The 25361-nt window shown below is 65.5% G+C and carries 16 protein-coding genes, 1 tRNA gene and 1 pseudogene; 6 read left to right on the plus strand and 12 right to left on the minus strand.

Annotation, left to right across the window (positions count from 1 at the left end; translation table 11 throughout):
- Window positions 1-257: 257 nt before the first annotated feature.
- The 10 genes from dpdD to IO29_RS40220 form a co-directional block, all read right to left on the minus strand.
- A complete protein-coding gene (gene dpdD, locus IO29_RS14995) occupies window positions 258-2276 on the minus strand; it encodes a protein DpdD (RefSeq protein ID WP_030382953.1) in 2019 nt (672 codons plus the stop codon).
- Window positions 2266-2793 (minus strand): phospholipase D-like domain-containing protein DpdK, encoded by a 528-nt coding sequence (dpdK, locus tag IO29_RS15000; protein WP_051707825.1) that lies wholly within the window; start codon window positions 2791-2793, stop codon window positions 2266-2268. Before dpdK ends, dpdD begins: the two co-directional genes overlap by 11 nt.
- Window positions 2790-7205, minus strand: a complete 4416-nt coding sequence (gene dpdJ, locus IO29_RS15005) for a protein DpdJ (protein ID WP_234316387.1) — start codon at window positions 7203-7205, stop codon at window positions 2790-2792. Before dpdJ ends, dpdK begins: the two co-directional genes overlap by 4 nt.
- A 72-nt stretch (window positions 7206-7277) precedes the next feature.
- On the minus strand, window positions 7278-7961 hold the full coding sequence (locus IO29_RS15010; protein ID WP_030382956.1) for a hypothetical protein: 684 nt from the start codon (window positions 7959-7961) through the stop codon (window positions 7278-7280).
- Window positions 7958-11014, minus strand: a complete 3057-nt coding sequence (gene dpdH, locus IO29_RS15015) for a protein DpdH (protein ID WP_051707826.1) — start codon at window positions 11012-11014, stop codon at window positions 7958-7960. The genes IO29_RS15010 and dpdH overlap by 4 nt, the downstream gene beginning before the upstream one ends.
- A complete protein-coding gene (dpdG, locus tag IO29_RS15020) occupies window positions 11007-11873 on the minus strand; it encodes a protein DpdG (protein WP_030382958.1) in 867 nt (288 codons plus the stop codon). Before dpdG ends, dpdH begins: the two co-directional genes overlap by 8 nt.
- The gene (dpdF, locus tag IO29_RS15025) at window positions 11873-14449 is read right to left on the minus strand and encodes a protein DpdF (RefSeq protein ID WP_158709361.1); all 2577 of its coding nucleotides are present in this window, start codon (window positions 14447-14449) and stop codon (window positions 11873-11875) included. Before dpdF ends, dpdG begins: the two co-directional genes overlap by 1 nt.
- Before the next feature lie 17 nt (window positions 14450-14466).
- Window positions 14467-17790, minus strand: coding sequence for a protein DpdE (gene dpdE / locus IO29_RS15030; RefSeq protein WP_030382960.1), 3324 nt, complete (start codon window positions 17788-17790; stop codon window positions 14467-14469).
- A 473-nt stretch (window positions 17791-18263) separates the two neighbouring features.
- The gene (locus tag IO29_RS40215; protein WP_324608189.1) at window positions 18264-18530 is read right to left on the minus strand and encodes an ATP-binding protein; all 267 of its coding nucleotides are present in this window, start codon (window positions 18528-18530) and stop codon (window positions 18264-18266) included.
- Window positions 18523-18771, minus strand: a complete 249-nt coding sequence (locus IO29_RS40220; RefSeq protein WP_324608190.1) for an ATP-binding protein — start codon at window positions 18769-18771, stop codon at window positions 18523-18525. Before IO29_RS40220 ends, IO29_RS40215 begins: the two co-directional genes overlap by 8 nt.
- 296 nt (window positions 18772-19067) lie before the next feature.
- On the opposite strand from IO29_RS40220, the pseudogene IO29_RS40355 reads away from it, so the two are divergent.
- The 3 genes and pseudogenes from IO29_RS40355 to IO29_RS15045 all read left to right on the plus strand — a co-directional run.
- Window positions 19068-19148 (plus strand): annotated as a pseudogene (locus IO29_RS40355) (hypothetical protein); the annotation flags it as partial.
- Between the two features lie 250 nt (window positions 19149-19398).
- Window positions 19399-19668 carry an ATP-binding protein gene (locus IO29_RS15040; protein WP_324608191.1) on the plus strand — a complete coding sequence of 90 codons (270 nt, stop codon included), beginning with the start codon at window positions 19399-19401 and terminating at the stop codon, window positions 19666-19668.
- 508 nt (window positions 19669-20176) lie between these two features.
- Window positions 20177-20614: a nuclease-related domain-containing protein gene (locus tag IO29_RS15045; RefSeq protein ID WP_234307681.1), complete on the plus strand. Its 438-nt coding sequence runs from the start codon at window positions 20177-20179 to the stop codon at window positions 20612-20614.
- Between the two features lie 88 nt (window positions 20615-20702).
- Here IO29_RS15045 and IO29_RS15050 read toward each other — a convergent pair whose 3' ends face one another.
- Window positions 20703-21335 carry a hypothetical protein gene (locus tag IO29_RS15050; RefSeq protein ID WP_234307682.1) on the minus strand — a complete coding sequence of 211 codons (633 nt, stop codon included), beginning with the start codon at window positions 21333-21335 and terminating at the stop codon, window positions 20703-20705.
- Window positions 21336-21643: 308 nt separating this feature from the next.
- Window positions 21644-21715: transfer RNA gene (locus IO29_RS15055), tRNA-Arg, on the minus strand.
- 372 nt (window positions 21716-22087) lie between these two features.
- Between IO29_RS15055 and IO29_RS15060 the strand changes: the two genes are divergently transcribed.
- From IO29_RS15060 to lysA, 3 genes are all read left to right on the plus strand, one after another.
- Entirely contained in the window at window positions 22088-22591 is a 504-nt protein-coding gene (locus IO29_RS15060) for a response regulator (RefSeq protein WP_078618298.1), read from the plus strand.
- A gap of 310 nt (window positions 22592-22901) precedes the next feature.
- The gene (gene nrtL, locus IO29_RS15065) at window positions 22902-23879 is read left to right on the plus strand and encodes an ArgS-related anticodon-binding protein NrtL (protein WP_030380045.1); all 978 of its coding nucleotides are present in this window, start codon (window positions 22902-22904) and stop codon (window positions 23877-23879) included.
- A 31-nt stretch (window positions 23880-23910) separates the two neighbouring features.
- Window positions 23911-25311 carry a diaminopimelate decarboxylase gene (gene lysA / locus IO29_RS15070; protein ID WP_030380044.1) on the plus strand — a complete coding sequence of 467 codons (1401 nt, stop codon included), beginning with the start codon at window positions 23911-23913 and terminating at the stop codon, window positions 25309-25311.
- Window positions 25312-25361: the final 50 nt, after the last annotated feature.

Below are 25361 nucleotides of genomic sequence, written 5' to 3' on the forward strand. Positions count from 1 at the left end.
CGATCCACGGCCGAGTACTCACACCATCACGAACGGCCGAATCTTCACACCGGTCACGGCCAACCAGCACGTTTCACCAAGATCGTGTTACGAGCTCTTGGCGTCGGATGGAATGGTACGGGGATACTGGGCAGTGCGTGAGCCGCTTCGCCGAATTCGGGCCCGGCCGCGTGCCACCGTCTGTACCGAGATCGGACATGCTTGTGCCGTGACCGTCGGTCGCGGCACAAGGTGCATTTTCGCAGTCGGGGAGATGGTCACTGCTGTTTAGCGGCATGGTCATACAAGGCGGTGATCGCTGCGTGAGTCACAGAGGCCGAGCCGGCCCCCCGGGGGTAGACAATTTCCTTGGCGTACTGGCCGATGCAGTTGGTGGCCGCATGAGCAGCGCACTGCGTGATGACCACACTGAAATCGCAGTTACGGGCCGTCTCCTTCAGACGCTTGGATGCGACCTTTTCTGCCGAGAGAATCACCTTCACGCCCGGGAACTGGCGGGTGATGCGGTCGTGGACTCGCTGGAGCACGCCCTCGTCCAGACCGTAGACCAGGATCTGCGCGGCGTCGACAACCGGCTCGCTCTCCTCAGCCCGGTCGGTGGTTCGCTCAGGCCAGTCCAGCCCGAGCGCGAGCTCCTTGCTGAGCGACCGCGCAGTGGACAGGTATGCCCCGTCGAGCCGGAGCATGTGGACATGCAACGGATAGAGCAGGAGTTGGGCTGTCTGCACGCGGGCTTCGGGCGCTGGCGCGGCCCATGCCACCAGGCGGTCGACGAAGTCGAGGGCCTGCCCAGCAGTCTCGGGTGCAACCCATTCGTCGAACCGCAGGCTCAGCTGTTCCAGGAACTCTTCGTACTCTGCTGCCTGTGGGGCAGAGCGAAGGAACAGTTCCAGGAGCAGGTCCAGGACGGCGAGGTTCGCCGGGTCGCAGCGCTGGTTGACAATGCTCCGCATGATTGTGGTCAGCGTGTGCGGGAAAGTGAGGTCTGAGCGGGTGAGTTCCTGCAGGAACGGCCCAAGCGCGTACTGCCATACGACCTCGTACTCGGCATCGGTGAGGCTGCCGAACACCTCGGCCATTTCACCGTCGGATACCGAATCAGGCGGCACCGAGGTGCCGCCTCGCTGGATGTCCATCCTGCGACAGAGGTCGAAGGCAGCCTTGTCGCCCTGGGCGACAGCCTCGACCACCTCTGCCCACGTGCTCAGGGCCGTGTCAGCCGGCACCTTTTCGCCCTCGGGCTTTGCCGCAGATGTCGCATCCGACTGCGCCCAGTCCGGTTCCTTGGCGCGGACTGCAGGGGCTTGGCGGCGGTAGAACGCGAGTGCCTCGGGCACGGCGCCCCCGCAGCCTTCGGCATCGACGAGAGCGATGCTGCGCGAGAGTTCCTCCTCTTCGCCCCGCGCGTGCATGCCAACCAGCAGCACCGTGACGGCCTGCTCGCTCAGGGCCAGCAGGTTTGCGTCCGCCAGCAGCGAGAGATGGCTGTCCGGCGCCTTCAATGCGTCTACGGCGCGGGCCAGGTCACCTTCAGCAAGCGCGGGTTCGATGCGCGCTGTGAACAGAGCCGACAGCACCATGTCCTTGACCAAGACCGGTGGGTCCTGAAGCAGTACTTCGCGCAGCCCGCGCAGTGCCAGTACCTCGCTCGCCCTTCCCTGCGCGGCCCACAGCCTGATCTCCAGGTGTTTGACGTTGGCCGGCGAGAGACCGCCCTGGCGGTCGATCTGCTGAAGAAGAGCCTGAGCCGTCTGTGGCGCACCGCTGAGGAGGGCTGCCTCGAAATCGGCCAGCAGACGCCCCAGTGGTTTGGGTGCAGACCAGGACCGCGCGGGGGCCCGCTCCACCACCTCCACCATGCGTTCCAGCGCAGTCCTCAGGCGCCTCCTCTCGTCCGTGTCTGCGGTCGCCTGGACGACGAAGGTGCTCCCTGCCCCGTAGCGCTGAAGGATCGCAGCCTCATGCGGTTTGTCGAGCGCGGCAGGCGCGTCGTAGCCGTACTTCGCAAAAGAGGGGCCGACAAACGCCACCAGGAGGTCGCGAACAGCAGTGAGCTCCTCGCGCCGGCGAGGGATCACGTAGTAGGCCATGCGCTGTGTCTTCTCGTTCAACCACGGCAGCACCATCGGGGACGTGCGGTACTTGACGGCCGCATCCCGAAGCAGCGTGATGCCGCTTGGGTACTTACCAGCATCGTTGCGGTCCCGATGAAGGAAGTGATCCACGAACTGCTGCGTACCTGCCGTCTGTTGTCCTGCCTCTTCCTCAGACGCCACGTGCCGTCCATTCATGTTGGTATTCCACTATTGCCTGCGCCGCATCCGATTCATCCAACGAATAGGTGATCTTTTCCTTGTTCCGGGCAAGACCGTTGCGCGTGAAGTTCATAGAACCCTCGAACATCCAGCCCGGGCCCACCAGACTCTTCTCGTGAATCACCTCGTCCAGGAACACCTCCAGATCCGTACCCTCGTCACGGCCCAAGGCGAGACGTTCCAGGAAGAGTGCGTTCGCAGGAGCGTCCTGGGTCACCACGCGCACGGCGGTACCGCTGTTCGCCAGCAACAGCAGCAGGTCGGACAGCCGGCACTGCAGTGGGGGATTTCCGCCCAGAAGGTAGTCGAAGGAGCCGTCAGCGTTGTCGACCAGATCCACATCACTGACCCAGGCAGACACCAGCCAGACCTCACCGCCAGGCGCCGACAGTTGAGCCAGCAGCGCCGTCCGGATCAGTGAGTCCGCGCGCAGGGCGCTGCGCGCATTGGTGCGCAGTGTACGAGAAGGGACAGTCACTGCTCGGACTCCTTGATGACGGCCTTCACGACGACCTCGCGGCTGTCCCGGTATACCTGGGTCACCTCGCCGTACAGCCTGAGACTTCCACGGTCCACGTGCAGGGCAGGGATGTTCAGCAGCACATGGCGCAGCAGTTCGGGTCGGTCCAGGGGAACGACCACTTCGACGGCAGGATGCGACGTGAGCACCTGGGCATACCCGGCAGGCCAATCCGGCGATGTGGCATTAAGGCGTGGCCTTACCTGCGAGTGCGCGGCGGCTGCCAGAAGCCGATCCAGGATCTGCGGGTTGTCTATCGCACGGTAGGGCTGGTAGGAGTCCAGATGGTAGTTTCGTGCTTGGTCGCCTCGGGGCCACAGGATGCTGAACGCCTGGTCCGGGCTGACCTTGTGAGGCAACTGGATCTTGGACGCGCCCACGGCGTAGGCGATGATCCGGGAGTCCACCTCGATCCCGGTTGCTTCCTCCAACTGATCCCATGCCTGCACCAGGGCAAGGGCCGTCGCGTCGGTCAGGCTGTCGGAGCCGCGGCGAAGCAAACGCATCGCGAGCGATGCGACATCACCGTGCCGCGGCGCACCATCGAGTTCGCTCCAGGCGGACCGGATGCGCTGCAGTGCGTCCTTGCTGTTCTGAGCCGACGCAGCAGTGCGCATCTCGCTCATTGCCTGGGCCAACTCGCCATAAGGTTCGACCTCCACCACATGACGGAGCAGATTCGTCAGCCGTACATCGGTCTGCTCGAAGCTGTTGGGACGCAGAGCCGTGCTCACCAGGCTCCAGAAGCGGGCAGGATCTCGCCCGTAGGTCTCCGCCAACTTCTCCACCACGCCGAGTCCGCCCTCGGACGTCTCGCTGATCCAGATGTGATCCGGTGTCGAACCGGTACCCGGCACCACGTCGAGCGTCAGGTCCTGATCACGTGCGTCGAGACAGGCCCGGGTCACGGCCTCCAGGACCGCGGCGGCCAAGGTGTCCCGGTAGGCGCGGCGGGCCAGGTCAGCTGTGCGGATATGGAGGTTCTCGCCGAACAGCAGTGAGCCGGCATCGTCCAGCACGGCCACGACATCAGGGTTGTGGCTGAGTTCCTGCAGATCGCTGATGACACGGTCGGCAGGACTGCCGATGTCCGCAGACGAGGCAGAGGGATCCTGCCTGTACAGCAGTGGGATGACCTCTTTGATGCTGTCACGCCAGGCGCCCTGCGACAGTCCCGCGTGAATCGCCTTGGGCTTGGTGCCCTCCAGTCCCTCGAGCGCGAATGCGGAGAGGTAGACCAGGGTCAACCATCCACGCTGGAACGAGTTGGCGGCCGCAGCGATCCGCTGGTCCTCCAGGACGGTGTTCACAAACGCCTTTGAACGCCACTGGGGAGAGTTCAAATGCTCCACCACGCCCGGCGCAGAGGGATCCAAGGGCTTGATCTGAATCCGTATGGCGTCGACGGACGAGGTGAAGCCCATGGCTGCCCTCGCTCCCTCGAGGACGTAGCTGACCTGTACCTTGTGTCGCTTGCCCGGCTTGCCCTTGATCACTTCGGCCACAGCGCCATAGGTCATCCGGCGCACCTCGGTAGGGTTGCTGGAGGCGTGAGTGGCGAACCCGATGGACAGCACCTGATCCCGCCACTCGGGCACCTTGGGTACGTCCGCTGCAACCGGTGGACCCGCAGGGTTGTCCACGAATTGGGTGGCCCACAAGGGGATGCCCTGCGAGGAAGTCCCGATCTCGTCGTCCGGCTGCGCAAGCCTAATCCGCCGAGGGCGAGTGACCTCGACCGTTTGCACATCCGTGCGGCCGGTGTTCCAACGGCCCTGCCGCTCCGGCGCGTCGAGAATGTTCCCTAGATCGATCACGGCGTCTTCGACCTCGGTGGGAACCTCCAGCCACGTGCGGTGACGGTCATCGCGATACCCGAAGCGGCGGCTGACACGGCCGGGCACCGCTTCCCGCAGCGCGCGACCTACGGGCAGTCGGTCCTCGTCGTCGGACGTGGCGAAGGGGAGATCAAAGCTCACCTCCGGAAGATTCAGCGGAGCAAACAGCGAGGCCGTGACGAACTCGGGCAGAAAAGCCTTCCGGTCGACCGTGCCAGGATCCTGATGGATCGGCGATGCGCCGGCCATAAGACGTCGCAAGAGGGTCGGAGCGACTGCCAGCAGCAAAGACCGGGGCTGCTGCCACAACAGGGCCTGCACTTCGTCGGCGCTCAGGCGCAGCGCGCCTCGCAGATGGCTTGTCAGAGAGCGCAGGAGGGTGTCGTCCCCGTCGAGGAGTCTCTGAAGATCCTCAATGATCGCCCTTCGGGCGGCGGGCAACTGCTTATTTTTGGAGTCGGGGTAGGTGTTTCCTGTTGCCAGCGTTCGGGCGCTGACCCACAGGCTGCGGTTACGCAACCGGCTGCCGAGCCAGTCGATGAAGGCCTGAGCGCCTTGGATCTTGATGATGTGGCGGTTTTGCACCGGCAGAGTGCGAGGAGTTACCTCGGGAGCGAACAGGGACACGTAGTCCTGGTAGGCCAGCCGGTCTCGGCCGAAGTCGGACAGGGCGACGATCGTGAGCGGGCGCGTGCCCCTTTCACGTCCGGCCCGGCCCCGGCGCTGCAGGAAGGAAGCCGGATCGCGAGGCGCCTTGTGCTGGACCACCAGTCCGACGTCGGGATCGTTGAAACCGACCTCGAGAGAGGCTGTCGCGACGACAAGATCGGCGTCCGTATCGACGCCCGCATCCTGGGAGGAGGTCCGGCCGATCCTCAACGGACGCTGGCTCAGGTCGGCACTGAGGTTGTGCCCGATCCTCTCCGGAAGGTTCCAGGACTGGCCCGCGAGGTAACGCTCCTCTTCGGCTGGCAGGTCCGTGGAACGCAGGGCTGCCAGTACTGCAGCCCCCCACCGGCGGCGGTTTTTTCCGTACTGCCCGCCCTCTGCGTCCCGCAGGTCGTCATAGAGGCGGTTGGTGACATCCAGGTCGTCGGTGAAGAGGAATCCCTTGGTCCCGTGCAGTGTCGTGCCTGCCTGCCGATTCCTGTCGAGCAGGCGTCCGTGGAGCATCGCTGTCTGGATAGTGGTGGACAAAAGGCTCGTGCCTGACAAGGGGTCGCCGCGCAGCGCGAGGTGATACTCGCGGCCCTCCGACTCCATGTCCCTGCTGTGTGGCTCGATCAGGGTGACGCTTTGCGCAGAGAGCCCGACGAGTTCCGCCATGAAGCGGTCAGCCTGACGCAGGGTGGCGCTCAGCCCGACGAAGGTGACGGGGCCGCGGCGTGCGTGACGCCAGCGCCGCAGCAGCAGGGCTGTTTGGGCACCTGTGGAATCGGAGTAGGTGTGCACTTCGTCGAGCAGGACGGCACGGGGACCGTACCCCGTCCAGCCGAGAGTCCTGCTCAACTTTGACCCAGCGCTGCTGCGGTTGAGCATCTCCGTCGTGGTGAAGAGCAGCTTGGGCGGAACTCTGTTGATCGACTCCCGGGTGAGGGCCATGATCCCGTCAGGTATCTCCCCCTTCTTGCACAAGGAGCACCGCAGCACTTCAACGTTGCGGACTCTGTCCTGGTCAGACCAGAGCATGGCGCCGCCGTCCCCGGTCGGACACGTCAGATAGGGACAGACACGGGCCCCTCCCTGTTCGGCCCACTCATAGGTTCCGTGCGTCACGTCTTCGCTGTAGGGCGGTGTACGCCCGTAGAGCACGCCGATCGTGGGACTGGGCAGACCTCGCTGCCGCAGTTCAAGGGCATTCTTGACTGCTTCACGCAACTGGTCACGCAGCAGTTCGACGCGTGGATACAGGGCGAGGGTGTGCACCCCCGTACCCTTGTGGTTGGCCATCGCCGCGAAGGCCGGAAGGTAGAACGCGAGGGTCTTGCCGCTACCCGTGCCGGCGCCGACCACGACGCCACGCGAGTCCCTGCTAGACAGGGAGTTGGTGACGGCTTTGGTGGCGTCGACCTGGAAACGCGAGAGGGCATACGAGCCGATAAGCACCCCGGCGACCGTGGAATGCATCCCGGTCCACCCTGTCGTCACCTCCATCTCGGCGATCGCCTGCGCGGGCGAAACTTCACGCTTGGGGTAGTGGCGCTCGGAGACGTGCAGACGATAGTCGGCGACGAGAGGCTTGCCTCTCTCCCACCAGTCAGCCTGCAGCGGATGACCAGGCCAGGGGCCGAAGATCTGCCGCAGAGAGGCAGTCAGCCGAACCCCTTCGGCGAACCGTGTCCGATACCGCTCGGCTCCACCGAAGGGGACGTAGAAGAGGAGTTGCTGATTGATCAGCGCCGTCTTCAACTGGTCGGAGTCAGAGAACAGCGACGCGGCGTCCTCGTCCTTATCGAGTACCGACCACAGAGCATCCTCCACCTCTTCCCCGGAGAGCGCGCCATCGGTGACGCCCCATTCAAGAAGGGGCAACTCCCGCTCCTCCAGAGCAGTGAGTGCCTTCCCCAAAACGGCGCGGCGCAGTGTCGTTGATGCCACAGGTTGTCAGTTCGCCTTCCGAGTGACGGTGTACCAGCTGTCCTGGTCATACTCTCGCATTAGCGCGATGTCCGTGTCCGAGAGTTCTCGAAGAGTCACCCCGCCTGCATCCAGTCGGTTGATGAGTTCGAGGAGCCCCTGCGGTGCATCGGCCGGCGCATGCTGAAGGAGCGCCTGAAGCGTGTCACGATCGCTGCAGAACGTCAGGATGCTGGCGCTGTCGACCTTGGGGCGGTTCGCCTTGGCCTTCATCGACTCATAGAGCTCAGACGCCTCCAGTCGCTCTTCAGGGCCCAGGGTGACAAACTGGGCGGGGGAGGCCTCTTGGATCCGTGCGGTGGCCCACGTCTTCCAAAGCTGCTTGAGAGAGGAACTCAACTCGCTGGTGAATGCCTCCAAGGCGCGCTTGGCATCAACGAAAGCCCGGTCGCTGGGCAGACCGCCGCGCGACTTCGATGCGAGTTTGGCCCGTGCAGTGTCGAACCCGGACACGTCCAGGGCCTGGCCGGTGCGCTCGCGCAGCAGCACCGCGATCTGCTGTTGCACCATCGCTGCCCGCAACGCTGTACGCACCTCATCGATACGGCGGAGCACCCGCTCCTGGTCGTCTCGCTCCTTTTGGCTTTCAGAGATGCTGCGGGCCGTGTTTTGCAGCTCCTGCGCCTTCTCCAGAACCGTCACGCTGCTCACTTGCCTGCCTCCGCCGGGGGTGTGGCGTCATCTACGGCCTGCTGCCACTCCACGAGCAGACCTTCCAACTGGTCCGCGGCATCGCTGACCGCGTTCTGGGTCTGCATCCGCGCTGCCGCCAGAGCCGTGTCAAGCAAGTCGTCGGCGGTCTTCAGATAGGCGCGCATCGCCTGCAGATGCGGTGACCGTGGCGCGGCCGCCACGGCCAGGATGTTCTCGGCCGACTGGTCCTGGTTCTCGGTGATGCGGGACAGTTCTTTCTCCAACAGGGACACCGTGTTCCAGTCGGCTTCCGCGACAGATGCCGCCCGCATCTCCAACTCAGGCCCCTGGGGGCCTGTAATGCCTTCGGCATTGGCCATCTGCAGGGCCGTCGACACCTGCTGGACCAGACGATCACCAGGGCCGCTCGACTTGGGGAAGCGCTCACGGATCTCGTGGACGAGGGTGGTCAACTCTTGCAGTTGACCACGCACCGCAAGATCCCACCCGGCGCGAAGGGGGTGCGCCGCCTCCTTCGCCCACTTCGGCAATTCACTGCTCGACAAGTCCCACTTTTGCGCGGCCTCCGTCACGAGGGCAACAGCACGTGCCGCGTCAATGACGTGGACGGCACCCGCACCCTGGCCAAGTCCCAGAGAGCTCAGCAGTGCCTCCACAAGAGCGGCGCGATGCTGCAGGTGTGCCTCAAGCCGCTTCACCCACGTCTCGGTGCGCGACGAGATATCTGGCCGAGCCCACGCCTGCCCCTTGTCGAAGGCGGCAGCGTAGAGGGCATCGATCGGCATACCCGGGACCACCTGCCCGGCGAGGGCAGCCCCGAGCAGAGATACGCGCAGTCCGGCGACCAAGTCCCTGTCGGAGTGTTCAGTATTGAGCGCGACCCGTTCACGCAAGGCCGCTCGGTATGTCTCGGCGGTACTGGCGAGTCTGACGACATCTTGAGGCCGCATCCCGTCGGCATCCTGTGCGTGAACCCTGACCAGGCTCTTGAAGAACTCACCGTTGCGAGGATTGCGCTCCAGGGTGATTGCTGCACTCTTGTTGAGCGCCTCGGCACTGGCGTCCTCGATCGAGATGGTGCTGGCTTTGACGTTCCATCCAGCCCCCTCCGCGTCGCCGACTCCGATCGGCTTCAGGGGAGGCGTCAGCCAGTCTTCCCTGTAGTGAACCGATCGGGAGACCATGGTGCGGACGATGTGCGCCACCTCGGTGGTGAGGCGTGAACCGCTGGCTGCCCAGTCTTCCACCACGTCGAGTTTGCGCTGGAGAGCGGGAGTAGCCCGCGGCGTCTGTGGTGCATCGACGAGAGTGATGGCCTGCTGGGAGGTTCCTCCCGTTGGTAGGGAGCGGACGGGAGCGGCACTTTGCCCGTCGACATCCAACTCCGGCAGGGAGAATGCCTCGCCGATGCCTTGCGGCAGGTTCACCAACTGGGCGGGAGCATCAGCCCAGACCTCCAGCGCCTTGCGCCGGCGCTTGGCGTGCAGGGGGTCGCGTGCCTCGACGTCTTCGCTGACACTGTTGGGCAGCGTCTTATCGACCCCCCTGACGGCCTTGTAATTTTCCTGGAAGAAGGCGCTCGGAAACTCACCCTTTCTGATCGACCCGTAGGCGTCGTTCAGGATCGGAATGATTCCGCTGCCCAGAACGGTCCGCGGGATGAATGCGTAGGGGTTCTCCTGGGGAGCCACACTGTGAACGACGCGAGTTAGAGCCGCACGATTGAAGGGGTAGAGGCCGAACCCGTCGACGGAAGCACCGAAAGAATCGTGACACAGGCTCTTTATGGTGCAGTCGTCGCACTTGTTGGGGACCGAGTCGCCCTCAGCGCGCTCCAGGGCATCACGCCCCACTCGCGCGGCGTTGAGGTACTTTGCCACAAACGTGGCGATGTCCTCTGCCCCCGTCTTGCTTTCTCCCAGAACGATGTCCAGGTTGTAGACGAAGCCTCCGGTAGACGTGCTGATCCTGGTGGCTGCTGTCTCTGGAAGATCGTGGAAATATCCGCTCGTGATCGCCATGAGGGTCCGCATGGGCGCGAGTGCCGTCTTCCCGTCCCGCTGCGATGTCTCGGTGATCGCGTCGAGCAGGTCTCCCTGGACACCTTGAATGAGAGCGAAGTCCTCCACCAGGAGAATGATCTCCTTGCCCTGGCGGGCGTAGATCTCGCGCACCTTCTTCATCGCCCCCAGGAGACGGCCGCCTCCAAGCGACGACAGTTCCTGGACGGCCTTGTCCCAGTACGCGTTGAGCAGTTCAACAGCCAGCACCTGCAGTTCGGGCTTGGACATCAACATGCCGACGAAATGCCGCGTAGGAGCCGCCATGTCGCTGGAGATGGCGTCCGGGCTCAAGGGGAGGTCGTCCAGAGAAAAGCGTTGAGGGCGTTCCTCGCCGGTCTCGCGGTCACTGAGGAATTGCTCGGCGAACTTGGGAATGAAGCTTTCAGGCTCCAGCATCTGCTCCTGGAGAAGTGGATCCTGCAGGAGCAGGGAGACGCCGCGTGGCCCGACGAGTTGGCGCTTCTTCCCCGTGACCGCATCCTTGCCGAGGTCGGCAAGAGTGACGCTCAACTGAGTGATGAGACGACGCGCCAACGAGGTCGCAGTGAAGGTCCCGGTGACATGCCGAATGTCCTTGCGGATCTGTTCGATCTCTTCGTCCTCAACCCCGTCGAGGAGAGAATCGATCACATGTCGGAGACTCGTCTTAGATTTCTCAAGGTATATGATCTTTCGGTCGTCGGAGTCCTTGATCTTCTCTTTGACCCAGCGCACCAGATGAGATTTGCCAGATCCTGACTCACCGACCACCGGCAGGAGCAGTGTCCCGGTGTTTGGGCGCCGGTTGAGGAAGTCGTCCTGAACATCCTCTTCTGTGACACTCTCACCCGTGCTGCTGAACGACCGGCCATTGATCCGGCAACGCTGAATGCTCAACCGCGTGTGCGTGGAAAGGAAGACAGCAGCCGAGGCGACGACTGCTTCCGTCTGGATCGTGGACGTCACGTTCTCCACGTCCCAGCAGACGGAACGATGGAAGTCAGACATGGGCGACCTCCTGTCGGGCGATGGACGAGCAAAGGCGCAGGGACGACTGCTCGGGGTCCTGCACCTTGATCGGCTGCTTTGCGTCGGAGTCGCTGCTCAAGACGAGCCACTTCTCGTACTCGCCCCGCATCAAGGCGAAGGAAAGCGCCGCGCCGGCAGTCCGGCCGTCCGCGATCCCATAGCCCAAACTGTTGGACAGGGCCCCGCCCGGAAGGACGGGAAGGTGTTCGCGCAGCAGGCGCAGGATATCCAGAGCATCCGCGGGAGTGTCAGGTGGCAGGTGCTCTTGCAACACCTGTTGCACGGCGCGCGTGCAGTCCGGAATGTAGCGTTGGGCGATATGTGGTGCCGGGGCGCCCAAACCGATACATGTCGCCCACGCCGTGAACGGTGACCATCGTGTGTCGTTCACGAAGACCAACTCTCCATCAGGCGCGTCTCTCTGGTGACGACTGTCCACCACGACCCAATTGAAGGACTCCGAGAACGGATCGCGGGTCAGGCTCCACACGAGAGCTCGCCGCAGGTCGTCGGCGGTCTCGGCCGGTTGGTGCCCGCGCAGGCCCAGCACGGCGGAGCGCAGGGCACGCTGGAAGGCGGCATAGTCGTGCCAAGAGAGGGTCGCGAGGTCACCCGACAAAGCCCAGTCCTGACCGTCGCTGCCTTCCTCGGCGAGCCCCAATGACCGCAGAGCAGAGAGGGCGTAATGGACCGTCGTGAGCTTCTTTGATTCGCGGCTGTGCGGTTCAAGGAAGGCACGGAGCGTGTCGTAGGCCACTGGACCGGATCGCGAGGCCAGGAAGCGCGCGACCACCCAGATCTCGCCGGGATACGGTACGGGCGTGTTGAGCAATGCCATTACCTGAACTCGCTTCTCGCGTGCTGGATGTTCAACGACGGGTGGGTGGTCACGAAGGGAACCCCGGGCCTGGTTGGGTCCTCTACCTGCCGGGGAAGCAGGAGATATAGAGGGTCCCCATCCTCAAGCCGGTATTGGAGTTCCTCATCGAGGCGCGATGTCGCCTCATCGGCAACCCAGGCGATGGTGGCTGGGGTGCCACTGCCCACCAGGCTGCTGTCGTGATCGACGAGCACTGGATGCCCCGGTGCCTGCTCCTGTATCTGGCGGGCCAGTTCTGTGTCAAGGCCGGGGCCGGCGAAGTGGCATACACCCGAGCGCGCCATCTTCACCAGCACAGGCAGCAAGTTCTCTCTGCGCTCCGCAGAGTCCTGCCAGTAGATGCTGAGGTGCGAAGTCCGGGGGTGCAAGTGGGCCAGAGGAGGGTCGGACAAGGGCCACTCAACAGCGGTCGGATCCGGCGAGAGCGGCTTGCGATAGTGGGACGCCGCCTCTTCAGACGGAAGTCCCTGACGCCGACAGAAAGGACAACCACGGCAGGCTGTCATGGTGTAGTGACGCCCACCCCTGCCGCCTGCGATCGAGTAATACTCGGCCAGGGTGTCAGCAATGCACCGCTCGTGACGCAAGACGGTCAACATCACGCGCAGAGAGTTCCGCTGGGCATCCTTGACACTTGAGCGGATGCCCTCGTAAGCGGCGCGGAAGTGCTCTGGATTGTTGGTCTGCCCCTCCACCAGTTCGATCTCGATCCGGTCTCGGACAGTGTCGTAGAACTCGGTGATCCGCGCCTGCCAGTTCGCAGCATCTTCGCCGGACTCACGAATCGGGGGTGTAGGAGGGAAGGCCCGGATCAGTCCGATGCGATCCATCATGTTGAGCAGGCGAACGTTCCAGTCCCTGTGCGTGGCATACCCAACGGACATCCGCGGTGGCCGCACGGTCAAGTCGAGCAAGTAGCGGTTACCGTGAAGGTGATGCCCCTTGGTGAACATCGCCCGCCACCGTCCCCACGCAGTGTCCGCCATGAGGATCTTCTGCTCGTTCAGCGACTGGGCCGTGGCATGGTCGCCCGGTGCCGACGCCAGGTAGGCAATCGAGGGACTGCCGTCGCGGCCGCCGCGTCCGACTTCCTGGTAGTAGCGGTCCACGGTCTCGGGCACGCAAGCGTGTACGACACTGCGTACATCATCGAGGTCGACCCCCAGCCCAAAAGCGGAGGTGCCGACGACAACATCGTATTCGGTTGCAACAGCACCATGATCCGTGCGGCCCGACCAGCCCTCAAGCGCGCGACGACGCCCAGCGTCGTTGACGTCCCCGTGCACGACGGCGACGCGCTGCATTCCTGCAGTGCGCAGAGCCTCAACCCACTCGGCGGCGTGCTTCTTCTGAGTCGCATACAGCACCATCGGCTTCGGCAGGCGCACAACAGCCCTCAGAACTGCTGCAGACCGCTCCTCATCCGAGTTGAACGCGTCGAAGAAGTAAGCAGGTTCGCTGCGAAGTTCGGAGGCCCATACCACTTCGGTGCGTTCACCGGAACCGAACAGGTCCCGTAGAGTCGTTACCTGCTGCTCGGTGAGCGTGGCACTCATTGCGACTGTCCTGGGCGCACGCCCCTTGGGAGCGATCTCTCTCCACGCCCGGTGGGGGGCAGCCAGGCTCTGAAACTCCGAGCGGAACTCGTTGCCCCACTGCTCGACGAGGTGCGCCTCGTCCAGGACCACGTAGTTCAGGTGCCCGTCCTGGGCGGCATCGCGAAGGGCTTTACTGAGCCCGGCGACCACAGCTTCCGGAGAAGCGATGACAAGTGCCTGTCGCCCCGCGGAGATGTCCGATCGCATCTGCTCCTTGTCGGCCTCGTTCAACTCCCCGAAATACGCATACCGCTTGTGCAGAGCGCCAGGATCACGCCTGCTCAACAACTCACGAACACGTCGCTCCATGTCGATGGCCAGGACCACAGTGGGAACGATCATCAAGGAAACGCCACTGCTTCGGCCGGCCAGCACGGCACCGGCCAGTGCCACCGGCGTCTTACCGTGGCCGGTAGGCAGGCAGACCAGAAGTGTCTCGTCTGCCGGCATCAGGACGACCGAGCGTGCCGCTTGACGTTGCCCCTTGGAAAGATAGTGACCGTATCCGAGGACATCCTTCCAAAACGGATCGGCCGGCACTGCTTCCAGGACCCGGCACAGGACGGAGTCCTTTCCCAAGACTGCTTCACGGACCTGTGCAAGCCCTGCTTTGTGAGCCGGTCCGTCACCCTCAACCGGAGCCCATTCCTGACCTCGCAGAAGTACACGGCTCCCGTCGACCACCACGTCGTAACCGCCCTGCCGCCACTGATCAACGGTGGGCAGGCCCTCTCGCAGCGGCACGGACAACTGGCCCGTCCGCCCCAGCGCCTGGTGGTGCAGAAGGAGTTGCCGAGTCAGCGAGACAATGTCCAGCCAGCCGCTAGCACCCTTCTGCAGCCCGGCCAGGGCATCCCTCAAACGGCGAAGAACGCCCTTGGCCAGCACGTCCGGCTTCACCTCAGGCCACTCGTGGAACAGGCGCTGAGCGCTCACCCATGCATCTTCAGACATCAGTAGGCCCGTTCCAATCCGCGGCGCACCAGGCAGGCAGTCGCGACGACCCGGACAACGGGCTGCGACAACCCCTCAGCGAGGGAGGTCAGCACCTCCGCGTCGGTAACCAGGCTTTCGGTGTCGCGAAGAAGTCGGCCCGCCGCTTGCCGCGCGTGGGCCTGCGAGTGCAGCACCGCGGAAACCTCCAGCGCTTTGTGCTGGGCGTCCTGACAGATTGCCGCGAGATCCGTGTGCGCGTGTAGAAACTTCAACGCCGCTTGCTGCGCGTCACGCACGTACGTGGCCGCGTGCTCCTGGCCTCCGAACACCTCGAACAACTCCGAGGCACGCTGACTGTTGTAGTTGCAGTCACCCTTGCTCTTGTCGTATGGACGATTCAGGAAGGCCAACTGGGCGTCCGTCGTTATGGGCTGGTTCGTACCCGATTCGATCCAAACGCGCCTGATGACAGGAGGGAAGATCCGATCCGCCTGGCGGCGTAGGGCCCTTGCGGCGTCCGCGCTGTCTTTGACGTGTTCCAGTGCGGCAGAGGTGTCAGCCTCGATGAGGAAATCGAAGCCGAAGTACGGCTGCGGTTCTTGCTCTAGCGACATGCCGCGGTCGATTCGCCTGAAGGCAGCACTCTGGCCGAGACTGTCGCTGAGGACGGCTTCGGACAGCATGTCCACCAGAGGATTGCCCACGCGGAACAGTCGTGCGTCGCGACTGCGAAGTGCCCGCGACCGATTGAACATCGCGTGAGCGATCTCATCGTCGGGGATGCGATCCTTGACCCGCTTCCAGTGACGGGGCGCGAGAAGCGGACGGGCCGAGCCGTCGTTGATCAGAAAGCGCCGAGCCGGGGCTCCCTGGATGGAACGATCGAGGGAAGGCAGCCTGATACCCCCTGAGGTGCCGTCCGTGTAGGCCAGGAGCGCCTTTTCCGTCTCTGACCAATGAAGCTCGACTTCCGTCAGCGCGGCCGGAATGCTGCGCAAGCGCTGAGACGACACGTGGATGGACTCCAAAAGGTCCATCTTGCGGATTTCGTTGCGTTCCTTGCCAAGCTGGGCACCCACAGTCTCCTGCTGCGCCACAAGCCCTTCTGGCCCGCCCTCCACTGCACCGGTCCACACACGGGTGACGGACTGGGCGATGGCGTCCTGCAGGGTGGAAACGGAACGATCGAAGACCCTGTAACCATCCCCAAGAAGAGCGGCCCACGCCTCCGCGAACGAACTGTCCGGGCCGTTTTCCTCGGCCAGCCGGAATTGAAGCGCGGGAACCCTCGCACCGGGCAGAGCCGGCCCCGGATAGCGGTCAATGCGGCCCAGACGCTGCTCCAGTTGGTTGGGCGACCAGGGAAGCCTCAGATGGATGACACAGTCGGCTGCCTGCAGGTTCAGGCCGTCTTCGGCCGTATCGTCAACGACGAGTACTGCCTGCCCGGGCGTGTGATCTGTCCAACGACAGACTTCGGTTGCCGCCTGAGCCGCGCCCAGAGCACGCGTGTGCTCGGCGACCACTACTTTCGGGAAGTCGGAGCGCAACTGACCTGCCAGCACACCAGCCAACTGGCCAGGCCCACAGAAAACGACGGTGCGCCTTGCCTTCCGCATCACAGGAAGCACCGCCCGAATGATGTCCTTCAGGTCCTCCTTGCTCGGCTCACCCGCCGCAGGCCAGTCCCTCTCGGCCTCGGCCAGCACAAACGACTCGCAGGCCAGCACCGGCACACCGGAAAGCAGATCCTGCTCCCGCGGTGAGAGCCCGGCACGCTCGCCGGCATCGGCGTCAGCCCCCACCCGCCACCGCAGCGCATCGATGGCGTCATACGGAAGTGCCAATGCCCGCGAGGTGAGAACCGCCAAGGGCATGGCGTACTGCGAGAGGTGATCGCTCAGCCCCTCGTTCTCCAGGTGATCCAGTACCGAGTTCCACCAGCGCATCACGACTGCGCCCCCGGCCTCCATGACCGTCGAGGGCGAGTAGATGGGTTCAGGGCGCTGGCGGCCACGCACCTCATAGGGAAGTGCCTCGGCGTCGGGGCCACTGCCTTCTTGCAGCACCGCCTCACGCCGGTTGCGAATCACTCGACGGTGGATCCGGTACGTCTCACTGATGTGTGCACGCAACTCAGTGACCCGACGGGTGAACTCAACTTGCTCATCGGGACTCTTCAACTCGTCTTCCTCGTCGAGCATGTCGAGGGCTTCGTCCGCGAGTTGAGCCAAACGGACATCGGTGGAGGGAACCTGCGCTCGAATCTGGTCGATGCTGTCCCTGATGACGTAGGTGTATTCGGGGTCCAAGGAGTAGACCGAGTTGGCCAACTTTTCACGCATGCGGTAACGGTCCTCGAAGTCCTGGCGCCGCTCCCACGAGTAGAGTTCCGGGTCGAGCAGGTGAAGCAGACCAAGGTTCGTCAGGTAGCCCGACGTCACGGGGGTGGCAGACAGCAGCAGCAACCGCTCGGCCGCGTGTACAAGCTCGCACAACTCCCTATAAGGCGTCTCATCCGGACCTACCTGCACCAGTGCGTGGGCCTCGTCCACGACGACGAGGTCGGCATGGCTGTATCCAGTCCACTTCTCGGGGGTCTCGTGGCTGGTGACGACGATCCCTGCTTCAGGGAAGTCCCCGATGTGGAACTTGTCCGTGAGTTCGGACAGCCACTGGCGGCGAAGAGCGGCGGGCGAGACCACCACCACGCACGCCTCGGGATTGTCGATGAGGACCTGCCGCACGACATACCCGGCCTCGATCGTTTTCCCGAGGCCGACCTCATCAGCCAGGAGATAGCGCTGGACAGGGTCGGAGAGGACCGTGAGTGCGGCGTTCACCTGGTGTGGAAAAATCTCCACCGTCGACGAAAGGAACGTGCTCATGTCAGCGCAGGCGCCACGCTGCCGGACGATGTCTTTAAGGACGGGGAGTCTCGCGTCCCGGTACGGCGTCGTACTGCCACCGCGGACGGTCAGATCCGCAGCGGGGTCCACCACGGGACGATCCCAGCGAACGTGAAGATGTTCCTCAGGAACGGGCAGGTCGTAGTCCATGTTGGGGAATCTGACGATGTAGGAACGCCGAGCGGGCTCTGCCTGTATGACGCGACCTGCGTTCCACAATCCGTCCGGACTCCTCCACCAGATGCGCTCCTCGCGCTCCAGAACGACCCGTTGGCCCAGGTGGTCCGCCACCCATTGCGACTGTGCGATCATGGCGGACGGCGACTCGAAGTAGTCAACGCGGATGTGCCCCGCGTCTACCTCCCCGACTTTGCCGATCCCCGGGCCCCCAGGCACGCGCACAAAGGTACCGAGTTGTCTTGCGCTGATCATGTGGCCCTGCTTCACGGTCTTGCCCCCGACTGTTGTGCAAGTCGCCCTCCCCAGGGCGCAGCGCCCCCCGGCGCCGTAGCTGCATATCCTTCACCATTTGATCACAAGTGCTCTAGGTTGTTGAACCCTTGAGGATGTGTCGTCTGCGGGGGTGGATGCGGCGCCACCTCATAGATGCAACGTGCAACGGATGATAAGGGACGCCTATCTCTTTTGTCGTGGTTTCAGCAGGTCGGATGCCAAAGTGGGCACTCCCCTCCACCGTCAGGTGGTGCAGCCTGCATGCACTCCAGCCAGTCATCCCTGACTGCGCTCGCTCTGCATCCAAGAATCTCTGTCGGCAACGGCCGAATGGCGGGCCGAGGGCTCCGGTTGAAAAGTGGGCCACGTGACGTCAGTTGGTGTTCATTCCCCTGCGCGGGCGGTGGCCACCCGTCCGAGGTCCCGTCCGCGCATGCGGTGGCTGTCTCCGTTCAGCGAGATGACTTGGCATGGTGGATGAGACGGTCGATCATCGCGGCGGCAACGGTGTCGTCTTCGAAGACTTCTCCCCAGCGCCCGAAGGGCTTGTTGCTGGTCACGATCACCGACGCCCGTTCGTAGCGGCCCGAGATGAACTGGAAGAACAGGTTGGCGGCCGCGGGCTCGAAGGGGATGTATCCGACCTCGTCGCCGGTGATCAACGTGGCCGAGGCGGACGAGTTGGTCGTCGAGGCGGCCCACCTCGTTCGCCTACGCAAGGCGGGTCACCCACTGGGCCGCGGTCGCGAAGGCGACGCGATGGCCAGCCTGACAGGCCCAGATCCCGACCCCTGTCGCCAGATGCGTCTTACCCGTCCCGGGCGGGCCGAGGAAGACGATGTTCTCCTTGCCCGTGACGAAGTCGAGGGTTCGCAGGTGGGCCTCAGCGGACCTGATCGCCGGGCACTGGCAGTTGCTGGCCCAGATGAGCGGTGTCGTCAAAGCTCTGGTCTGGGACAACGGGGGTGCGGTCGACTCGTGGCGGGGCGGCCGCGGCCGATGGAGGACTTCGCGGCCTTTTCGCCGGGCTGCAGGGCATCAGGATCATCCAGTGCCGGCCCGGGAGCCCAGAGGCGAAAGGGCTCGTCGAGCGGGCGAACGGATATCTGGAGACCTCGTTCCTGCCGGGACGGGTACTCGCTTCACTCAGTGATTTCAACGTCCCGCTGCAGGACTGGCTGCGGCGGGCCCACCGGCGCATCCACCGCACGTTGCAGGCTCGCCCCTCCGACGACGTCGACACCGACCGGGCAGGGATGCTGCCGCTGCCGCCGGGCTGGTGGCGGACCTCGCTGCGGCTGCCCCGGGATTATTACGTCCGCATCGACACCTGCGACTACTCCGTCCATCCACGCGCGGTCGGCCGTCTGATCGAGGTCAAAGCTGGTCTGGAGGAGGCACGGCGCCGGCCTGCCCACTCCGTGGACCCGCTCGAGGCCGAACAGCGGTCCTTGGAAACCTACGACCGCATCTTCGGTGTCATCGAGGGCGGGCCTGGGCCAGCGCGGGGGAGGGGATCGCATGACCACCATGGAGGCGGCCGGCAGCAGCCGCGATGTTACATCCGAACTCGCTTATCTAACACGCGTGTTGAAGGCCCCGGCGTTGCGGGAGGCGGCCACCCGACTCGCGCAATGGGCTCAGGCGGAGGGCTGGAGCCACGAGGAATATCTGGCGGCCTGCCTCCAGCCCGAGGTCGCCGTCCGCGACTCCCACGGCGCCGAAAGCCGCATCCGGGCGGCCCGGTTTCCGGCCCGCAAGTCGTTGGAGGACTTCGACTTCGACCACCAGCGGTCGGTGAAACGCGAGACCATCGCCCAGCCCGGCAGCATCCTCGCCGTGATCCACCGCAAGTAACCGCTGACCATCATCAACACCGACGGGCTCCCGGTCTGACCGAAGCCAGCGGAATCTCCGCAGGCGGGAACCACAGACACTCAGCTCAGCGGACGCGTCTGCCACCGCGTCAGCGGCGAGGCCTCGGCGACATCGCTCCCGAGGCGGTTGGCGTTGCTTCCACCGTTCCGGTGGAGCGGCCGGGCCGGTCCGTGGCTGGTGACACCTCCGGCGGATGGGCGCGCATGCGCACCCCCTATGTGTCGCCGACCGACGCGGCGTCCGTCTGCCGCGAGGTGGCCGAACTTGTACCCGACGTACCGGCCCTGTCTCCGTTCCGGCCGCGCGTCCTTACCTCTTCTGTCCCCTCTCCGATCGCAGTGACCGAACCGCGTCCGGTGACCGGCTGACTCGTCCACCTCAACGGCCGGCGTGACCGACTCGCGTCAAGTCCTTACCCCCGCCATGCCCGAAACCGACGGAGAGGACGTGGTCAGGGTGGCCGAGCACTCCTCGTCCGCACCCGCGGGTGGGAGCCGAACTGAGCCGCTTGAAGCGGCACGGCCGGCGCGTCCTGCATTCCGTCCTCTTGGCCGACAAGGCGGACGTGGACCATTTGTTGATCGGGCCCGGTGGCGTGTTCAGCATCAATGCGAAGCACCACCACAAAAGGGTCGTATGGGTCGGCGACGACTCTGTGAAGGTCGATCACGGAAAGCCGGTGTCCTATGCGCGCAAGAGCCGAGCTGAGGCCAAGCGGGTAGCTCGAGTGCTTGAGCGCTATGGCGGCTCTCCCGTACCGGTGGAGCCGGTACTCGTCTTCGCCGGCGTGACCGATTTGAAGGTGCCCGTCGCTCAACTCAGCGTGCGCGTGTACAGGGAGCGCGAGGTGGCAGCACTAGCACCGCTCCCAGGGGTGCTGACAGTCGAGCAGGTGTACGGCGTCGCACGCTATCGTCAGGCTTGAGGCCAGGTCCTGCCGGCGTCGACATGACCTTGCTCGTGTTTGAGGCCTGTGGCGTGATGCCCAAAGGCCTCGTCGTTTTCCTGGCCCGTCAAGCAGGCCGGGTCGCCCGGGCCTGTTCGGAGGAGAGCAGGCGTTCAAGGTTCCTTCGCTCGCCATCGAGCGCGGCGAGCATCCGTGTGCAGGTGCGTTCGAAGTCGGGCTCGACCTCGACACCGAGGTCATGGCGCAGAGTGACCCGCAGTAGATACACCCCGTCGGACATTGGACCGCTGAACCAAGCTTTGGCACGGCTGTACGACTCGTCTGGGTCAGGACTGTTCGGCAACTGCTTGACCACGGAATACCCGACTCCGAGCGCCCTGTTGAGGGTCGAAACAATCTCGTGGACATACTTCGGCAGCGCCATCTGCGCCGAAGAGTATTGCTCCAACCAAGCGTCCCTGGCGGTGTCAAGGGCTGCTGGCTCGACGGTTTCACCACGCTCGGCTGCTCGGACGGTGTCTCGGGCAGCGACCCGGTAAGCGCGGGCTGTGGTGTTCAGGCGGGCGTAGAGATCCCTTCTAGCTTCCTGCGCTCGGTCGTGACGGTCCTCTGCTCGTTCACGATCCGCGCGCTGGTTCTGCTCCCGGGTTGCGCGCTGGCTGAGCAGCGCTCCGCCCAGAGTTCCGCCGAGCGTTCCTCCGACACCGATGAGCGCAACTGCAAGCGTGGTCACGTCCACGAGATCCCCCACCTCGTCCGATCAGCTGTCCGCCGCCCGTGTCGGTCGAAGACAGCGCGGCAGCGCCGAGCAACGCTCAAGCTTCCCATCCTCGGCGTCATCCAATACCGGTACGACGATAATGAGGGGCGCAGTTGCTCGGCTTCGATGCGCGGCGTCACCTGCGGGAATGCCTCAAGAATCCGTCCACGCCTCGTCCACAGACCCCGACATAGAGCCGCTCCGGACCGCACACGCCTGGTCATACGCGAAGACCCCGACCTCAGCGTTTCCGCTGGTGACGGGGTCTTTGGGCACCTGATCCAAGGTGCCCCCGGCAGGATTCGAACCTGCGCACACGGCTCCGGAGGCCGTTGCTCTATCCCCTGAGCTACGGGGGCGTGTCGGCCGCGGTTGGTGGTGCTTGCGGCGACGGGTAGAACACTACCAGCTCCTTCGGCGTGGTCATGAACGGGTTTTGGGGCCGGACGTGTCGGGTGCGGGGTGGTCCCCTAGCAGGGGCGGCAGCCTTCTGCACACCGCAACGGTGGGGTCCGCGGAGGCAGGCGCATCGCTACCCCGGACGCGGTGGGAGGGCGCCCCTCGTGCACGGGCACCAACATGCCCCCACCTCCCTGCACGCCCACCAACATGCCCCCACCTCCCTGCACGCCCACCAACATGCCCCCGCTCCTCCCGCACGCCTACAAACAACGCCCCCCACCCCCCGCACGCCCACAAACACGCCCCCACTCCCCCCGCACGGGTCGGAAGTGGGCAAAACCCGGACGCCGTGCCCCGGCTCGACCTACTCTCGAGTTGTGTCAGGCGCGTCCGGCCGGGTGCTTGTTGTGGACGACAACAAGGTCATCCGGCAGCTGATCAGGGTCAATCTCGAGCTGGAGGGCATCGAGGTCGTGACCGCGGCCGATGGTGTCGAGTGTCTGGATGTCGTGCATCGGGTGCGGCCCGATGTCGTCACCCTCGACGTCGTCATGCCCCGGCTCGACGGGTTGCGGACCGCCGCCCGGCTGCGGGCCGATCCTCGGACCCGGCATCTTCCGCTCGCCGTCGTCAGCGCCTGTACGCAGTACGAGGTCGAGAGCGGGCTCGACGTCGGCGTCGATGCCTTTCTGGCCAAGCCGTTCGACCCTGCCGAGCTCGTGCGGGTCGTGCGGGAGCTGCTGGAGCGTGGTGGCGGTGAGGGCGAGTCCTCGCCGGATTCCGGGCCCGGAACCGGGCATGTCGGGCGGGCCGGGGCGCAACCCGCTCCCTGACCATCCCGTGATCGTCCCGTACTCCCGCCGCCCCCATCCACATCCCGATAACCCCGGCCCCGTCCGCACCCCGAAAACCCCGGCCCCGTCCACATCCCGAAAACCCCGGCCCCGTCCACATCCCGAAAACCCCAGCCCCGTCCGCACCCCGATAACCCCGCCCCCGTCCGCACCCCGATAACCCGGCCCCGTCCGCACCCCGATAACCCGGCCCCCGTCCACATCCCGAAAACCCCAGCCCCGTCCACATCCCGATACCCCGCCCTTATCCGCTCGCCTTCCCACCCCCCTCCTCCCCTACCCTTGTCTCGTGACCCCCGTCGAGTTCTCCCGTACCGTGCTGCGCGCGGTGCGGTCCGCTGTCGATGACGGGGAGCTGAGCGTGGCCGTTCCCGTGCGTGCCGTTGTCACGCCGCCGGGGCCCGGAGGCTCCGGGGACTACGCCACCAACATCGCCCTCCAGCTCGCCCGGGATGCCGGGCGGTCGCCGCGCCAGGTCGCCGACATCCTGCGGCCGCGGCTCCGCGACGCCGACGGCGTCGCCGACGTCGTCGTCAGTGGGCCCGGGTTTCTCAACATCCGGCTCGACGGGGAGCTCGCCGCCTCCGCTCTTGTGCGGCAGATCGACCAAGAGGGAAGTCGGTACGGGTTCTCCGACGAGCTCGCCGGCGAGCCCGTCGCGCTCCGCATCCCCTACGACATCCGCGCCGAAGTCGTCGCCGACTCGCTCGTGCGGATCATCGCCAGCCAGGGCGGGCGTGCCGAGGTCGCGCACGGGAAGCCCGTCACGCTGCGGCCCGTGCCCGCCGGTGAGGACCCCGCGCCGCTCGGCGGGGACGCCTCCCGCTGGGCGCTGCTGCATCCCGCCGCGCACGACCGGCCCCGGATCACCGCCGACCACCTCGTGCAGCGCGAGAGCAACCCGCTGTTCCGGGTGCGCTACGCGCACGCCCGGGCGTGCGCCCTCGCGCGCGGTGCGGCCCGGCTCCACCTCACGCCCGAGCCCGGGGCCGTGGACGTACCCGGCGCCCAGCCCCTGCTGCACGCGCTCGCCGAGTACCCGCACGCCCTCTCGCGCGCCGCGCACCACCGCGCGCCCGACCGGCTCGCCCGGCACCTCGTCACCACCGCCGACGCCTTCCTCGCCGTCCAGCACACCGTGCTGCCCCTCGGCGACGAGAAACCCTCGGCCGCCCACCGCGCCCGGCTCGCCCTCGCCGAAGCCGCCGGGACGGTGCTGGCCGGCGGCCTGTCCCTGCTCGGCATCAGCGCACCCGTCCACCTCTGAGGTCAGAGGCTCAGAAGCTGGAGAGAAACCCATGAGTCGTTCCGCACATCCCGCCGGGCCCCGGCACGCCGACGTCCTTCCCGAAGGGCGCTCCGTAGCAAGCGCAGCTCCGCCCGCCGACCCCAACGCCCTCGACCCCAAGGTGTGGGCCCAGACCGTCGCCCGGAACGCGGACGGTGTCGTGACCGTCGGCGGGGTCGACGTCAACGCGCTCGCCGCGCAGGTCGGGACGCCGGCGTACGTCCTCGACGAGGCCGACTTCCGCGCCCGGGCGCGCGCCTGGCGCACCGCCTTCGGGCACGACGCCGACGTGTTCTACGCCGGCAAGGCCTTCCTCTCCCGCGCCGTCGTGCGCTGGCTGGACGAGGAGGGGCTCAACCTCGACGTGTGCTCGGGAGGCGAGCTCGCCACCGCCCTCTCCGCGGGGCTCTCCCCGGACCGCATCGCCTTCCACGGCAACAACAAGACCCCGGCCGAGATCCGCCGGGCCGTCGAGGCCGGGGTCGGGCGGATCGTGCTCGACTCCTTCCAGGAGATCGTGCGCGTCGCCCACATCGCCCGTGAGCTGGACAAGCGGCAGCGGGTGCAGATCCGGGTGACCGTGGGGGTCGAGGCGCACACCCACGAGTTCATCGCCACCGCCCACGAGGACCAGAAGTTCGGCATCCCGCTGGCCGACGGGCAGGCCGCCGAGGCCGTGCGGCGGGCGTTGCAGCTCGACTCGCTGGACGTCATCGGCATCCACTCCCACATCGGGTCGCAGATCTTCGACATGTCCGGGTTCGAGGTCGCCGCCCACCGGGTGGTGGGGCTGCTCAAGGACATCCGTGACGAGCACGGGGTGGAACTCCCCGAGATCGACCTCGGGGGCGGCCTCGGCATCGCCTACACCAGCGAGGACGACCCCCGCGAGCCGCACGAGATCGCCAAGGCGCTCACCGAGATCGTCACTCGCGAGTGCGAGTCCGCCCGGCTGCGCACGCCGCGCATCTCCGTCGAGCCGGGCCGCGCCATCGTCGGCCCCACCACCTTCACGCTGTACGAGGTCGGCACCGTCAAGCCGCTGGAAGGACTGCGGACGTACGTCTCCGTCGACGGCGGCATGTCCGACAACATCCGTACCGCGCTGTACGACGCCGAGTACAGCGTCGCCCTCGCCTCCCGTACGAGCGACGCCGAGCCGATGCTCGTCCGCGTCGTCGGCAAGCACTGCGAGAGCGGCGACATCGTGGTCAAGGACGCGTTCCTGCCGGCCGACCTCGCGCCCGGCGACCTCATCGCCGTCCCCGCCACCGGCGCCTACTGCCGCTCCATGGCCAGCAACTACAACCACGCGCTGCGGCCGCCGGTCGTCGCCGTGCGCGACGGCGAGGCGCGGGTCATCGTGCGCCGGGAGAGCGAGGAGGACCTGCTGCGGCTCGACGTCGGCTGAACCCCTCGTCAACCGCTCCACGGCGGCGGAAGATCTCCCGCCTTCCGCCG

Source organism: Streptomyces sp. NRRL F-6676 (genome assembly GCF_000725625.1).
Taxonomy (GTDB): Bacteria; Actinomycetota; Actinomycetes; order Streptomycetales; family Streptomycetaceae; genus Streptomyces.

Excerpts from the sequence above, each read along its gene's own strand:
- dpdG (WP_030382958.1), bottom strand. The coding sequence starts at position 11,873 with ATGGCATTGCTCAACACGCCCGTACCGTATCCCGGCGAGATCTGGGTG.
- lysA (WP_030380044.1), top strand. The coding sequence starts at position 23,911 with ATGAGTCGTTCCGCACATCCCGCCGGGCCCCGGCACGCCGACGTCCTT.
- dpdH (WP_051707826.1), bottom strand. The coding sequence starts at position 11,014 with ATGTCTGACTTCCATCGTTCCGTCTGCTGGGACGTGGAGAACGTGACG.
- dpdE (WP_030382960.1), bottom strand. The coding sequence starts at position 17,790 with ATGATCAGCGCAAGACAACTCGGTACCTTTGTGCGCGTGCCTGGGGGC.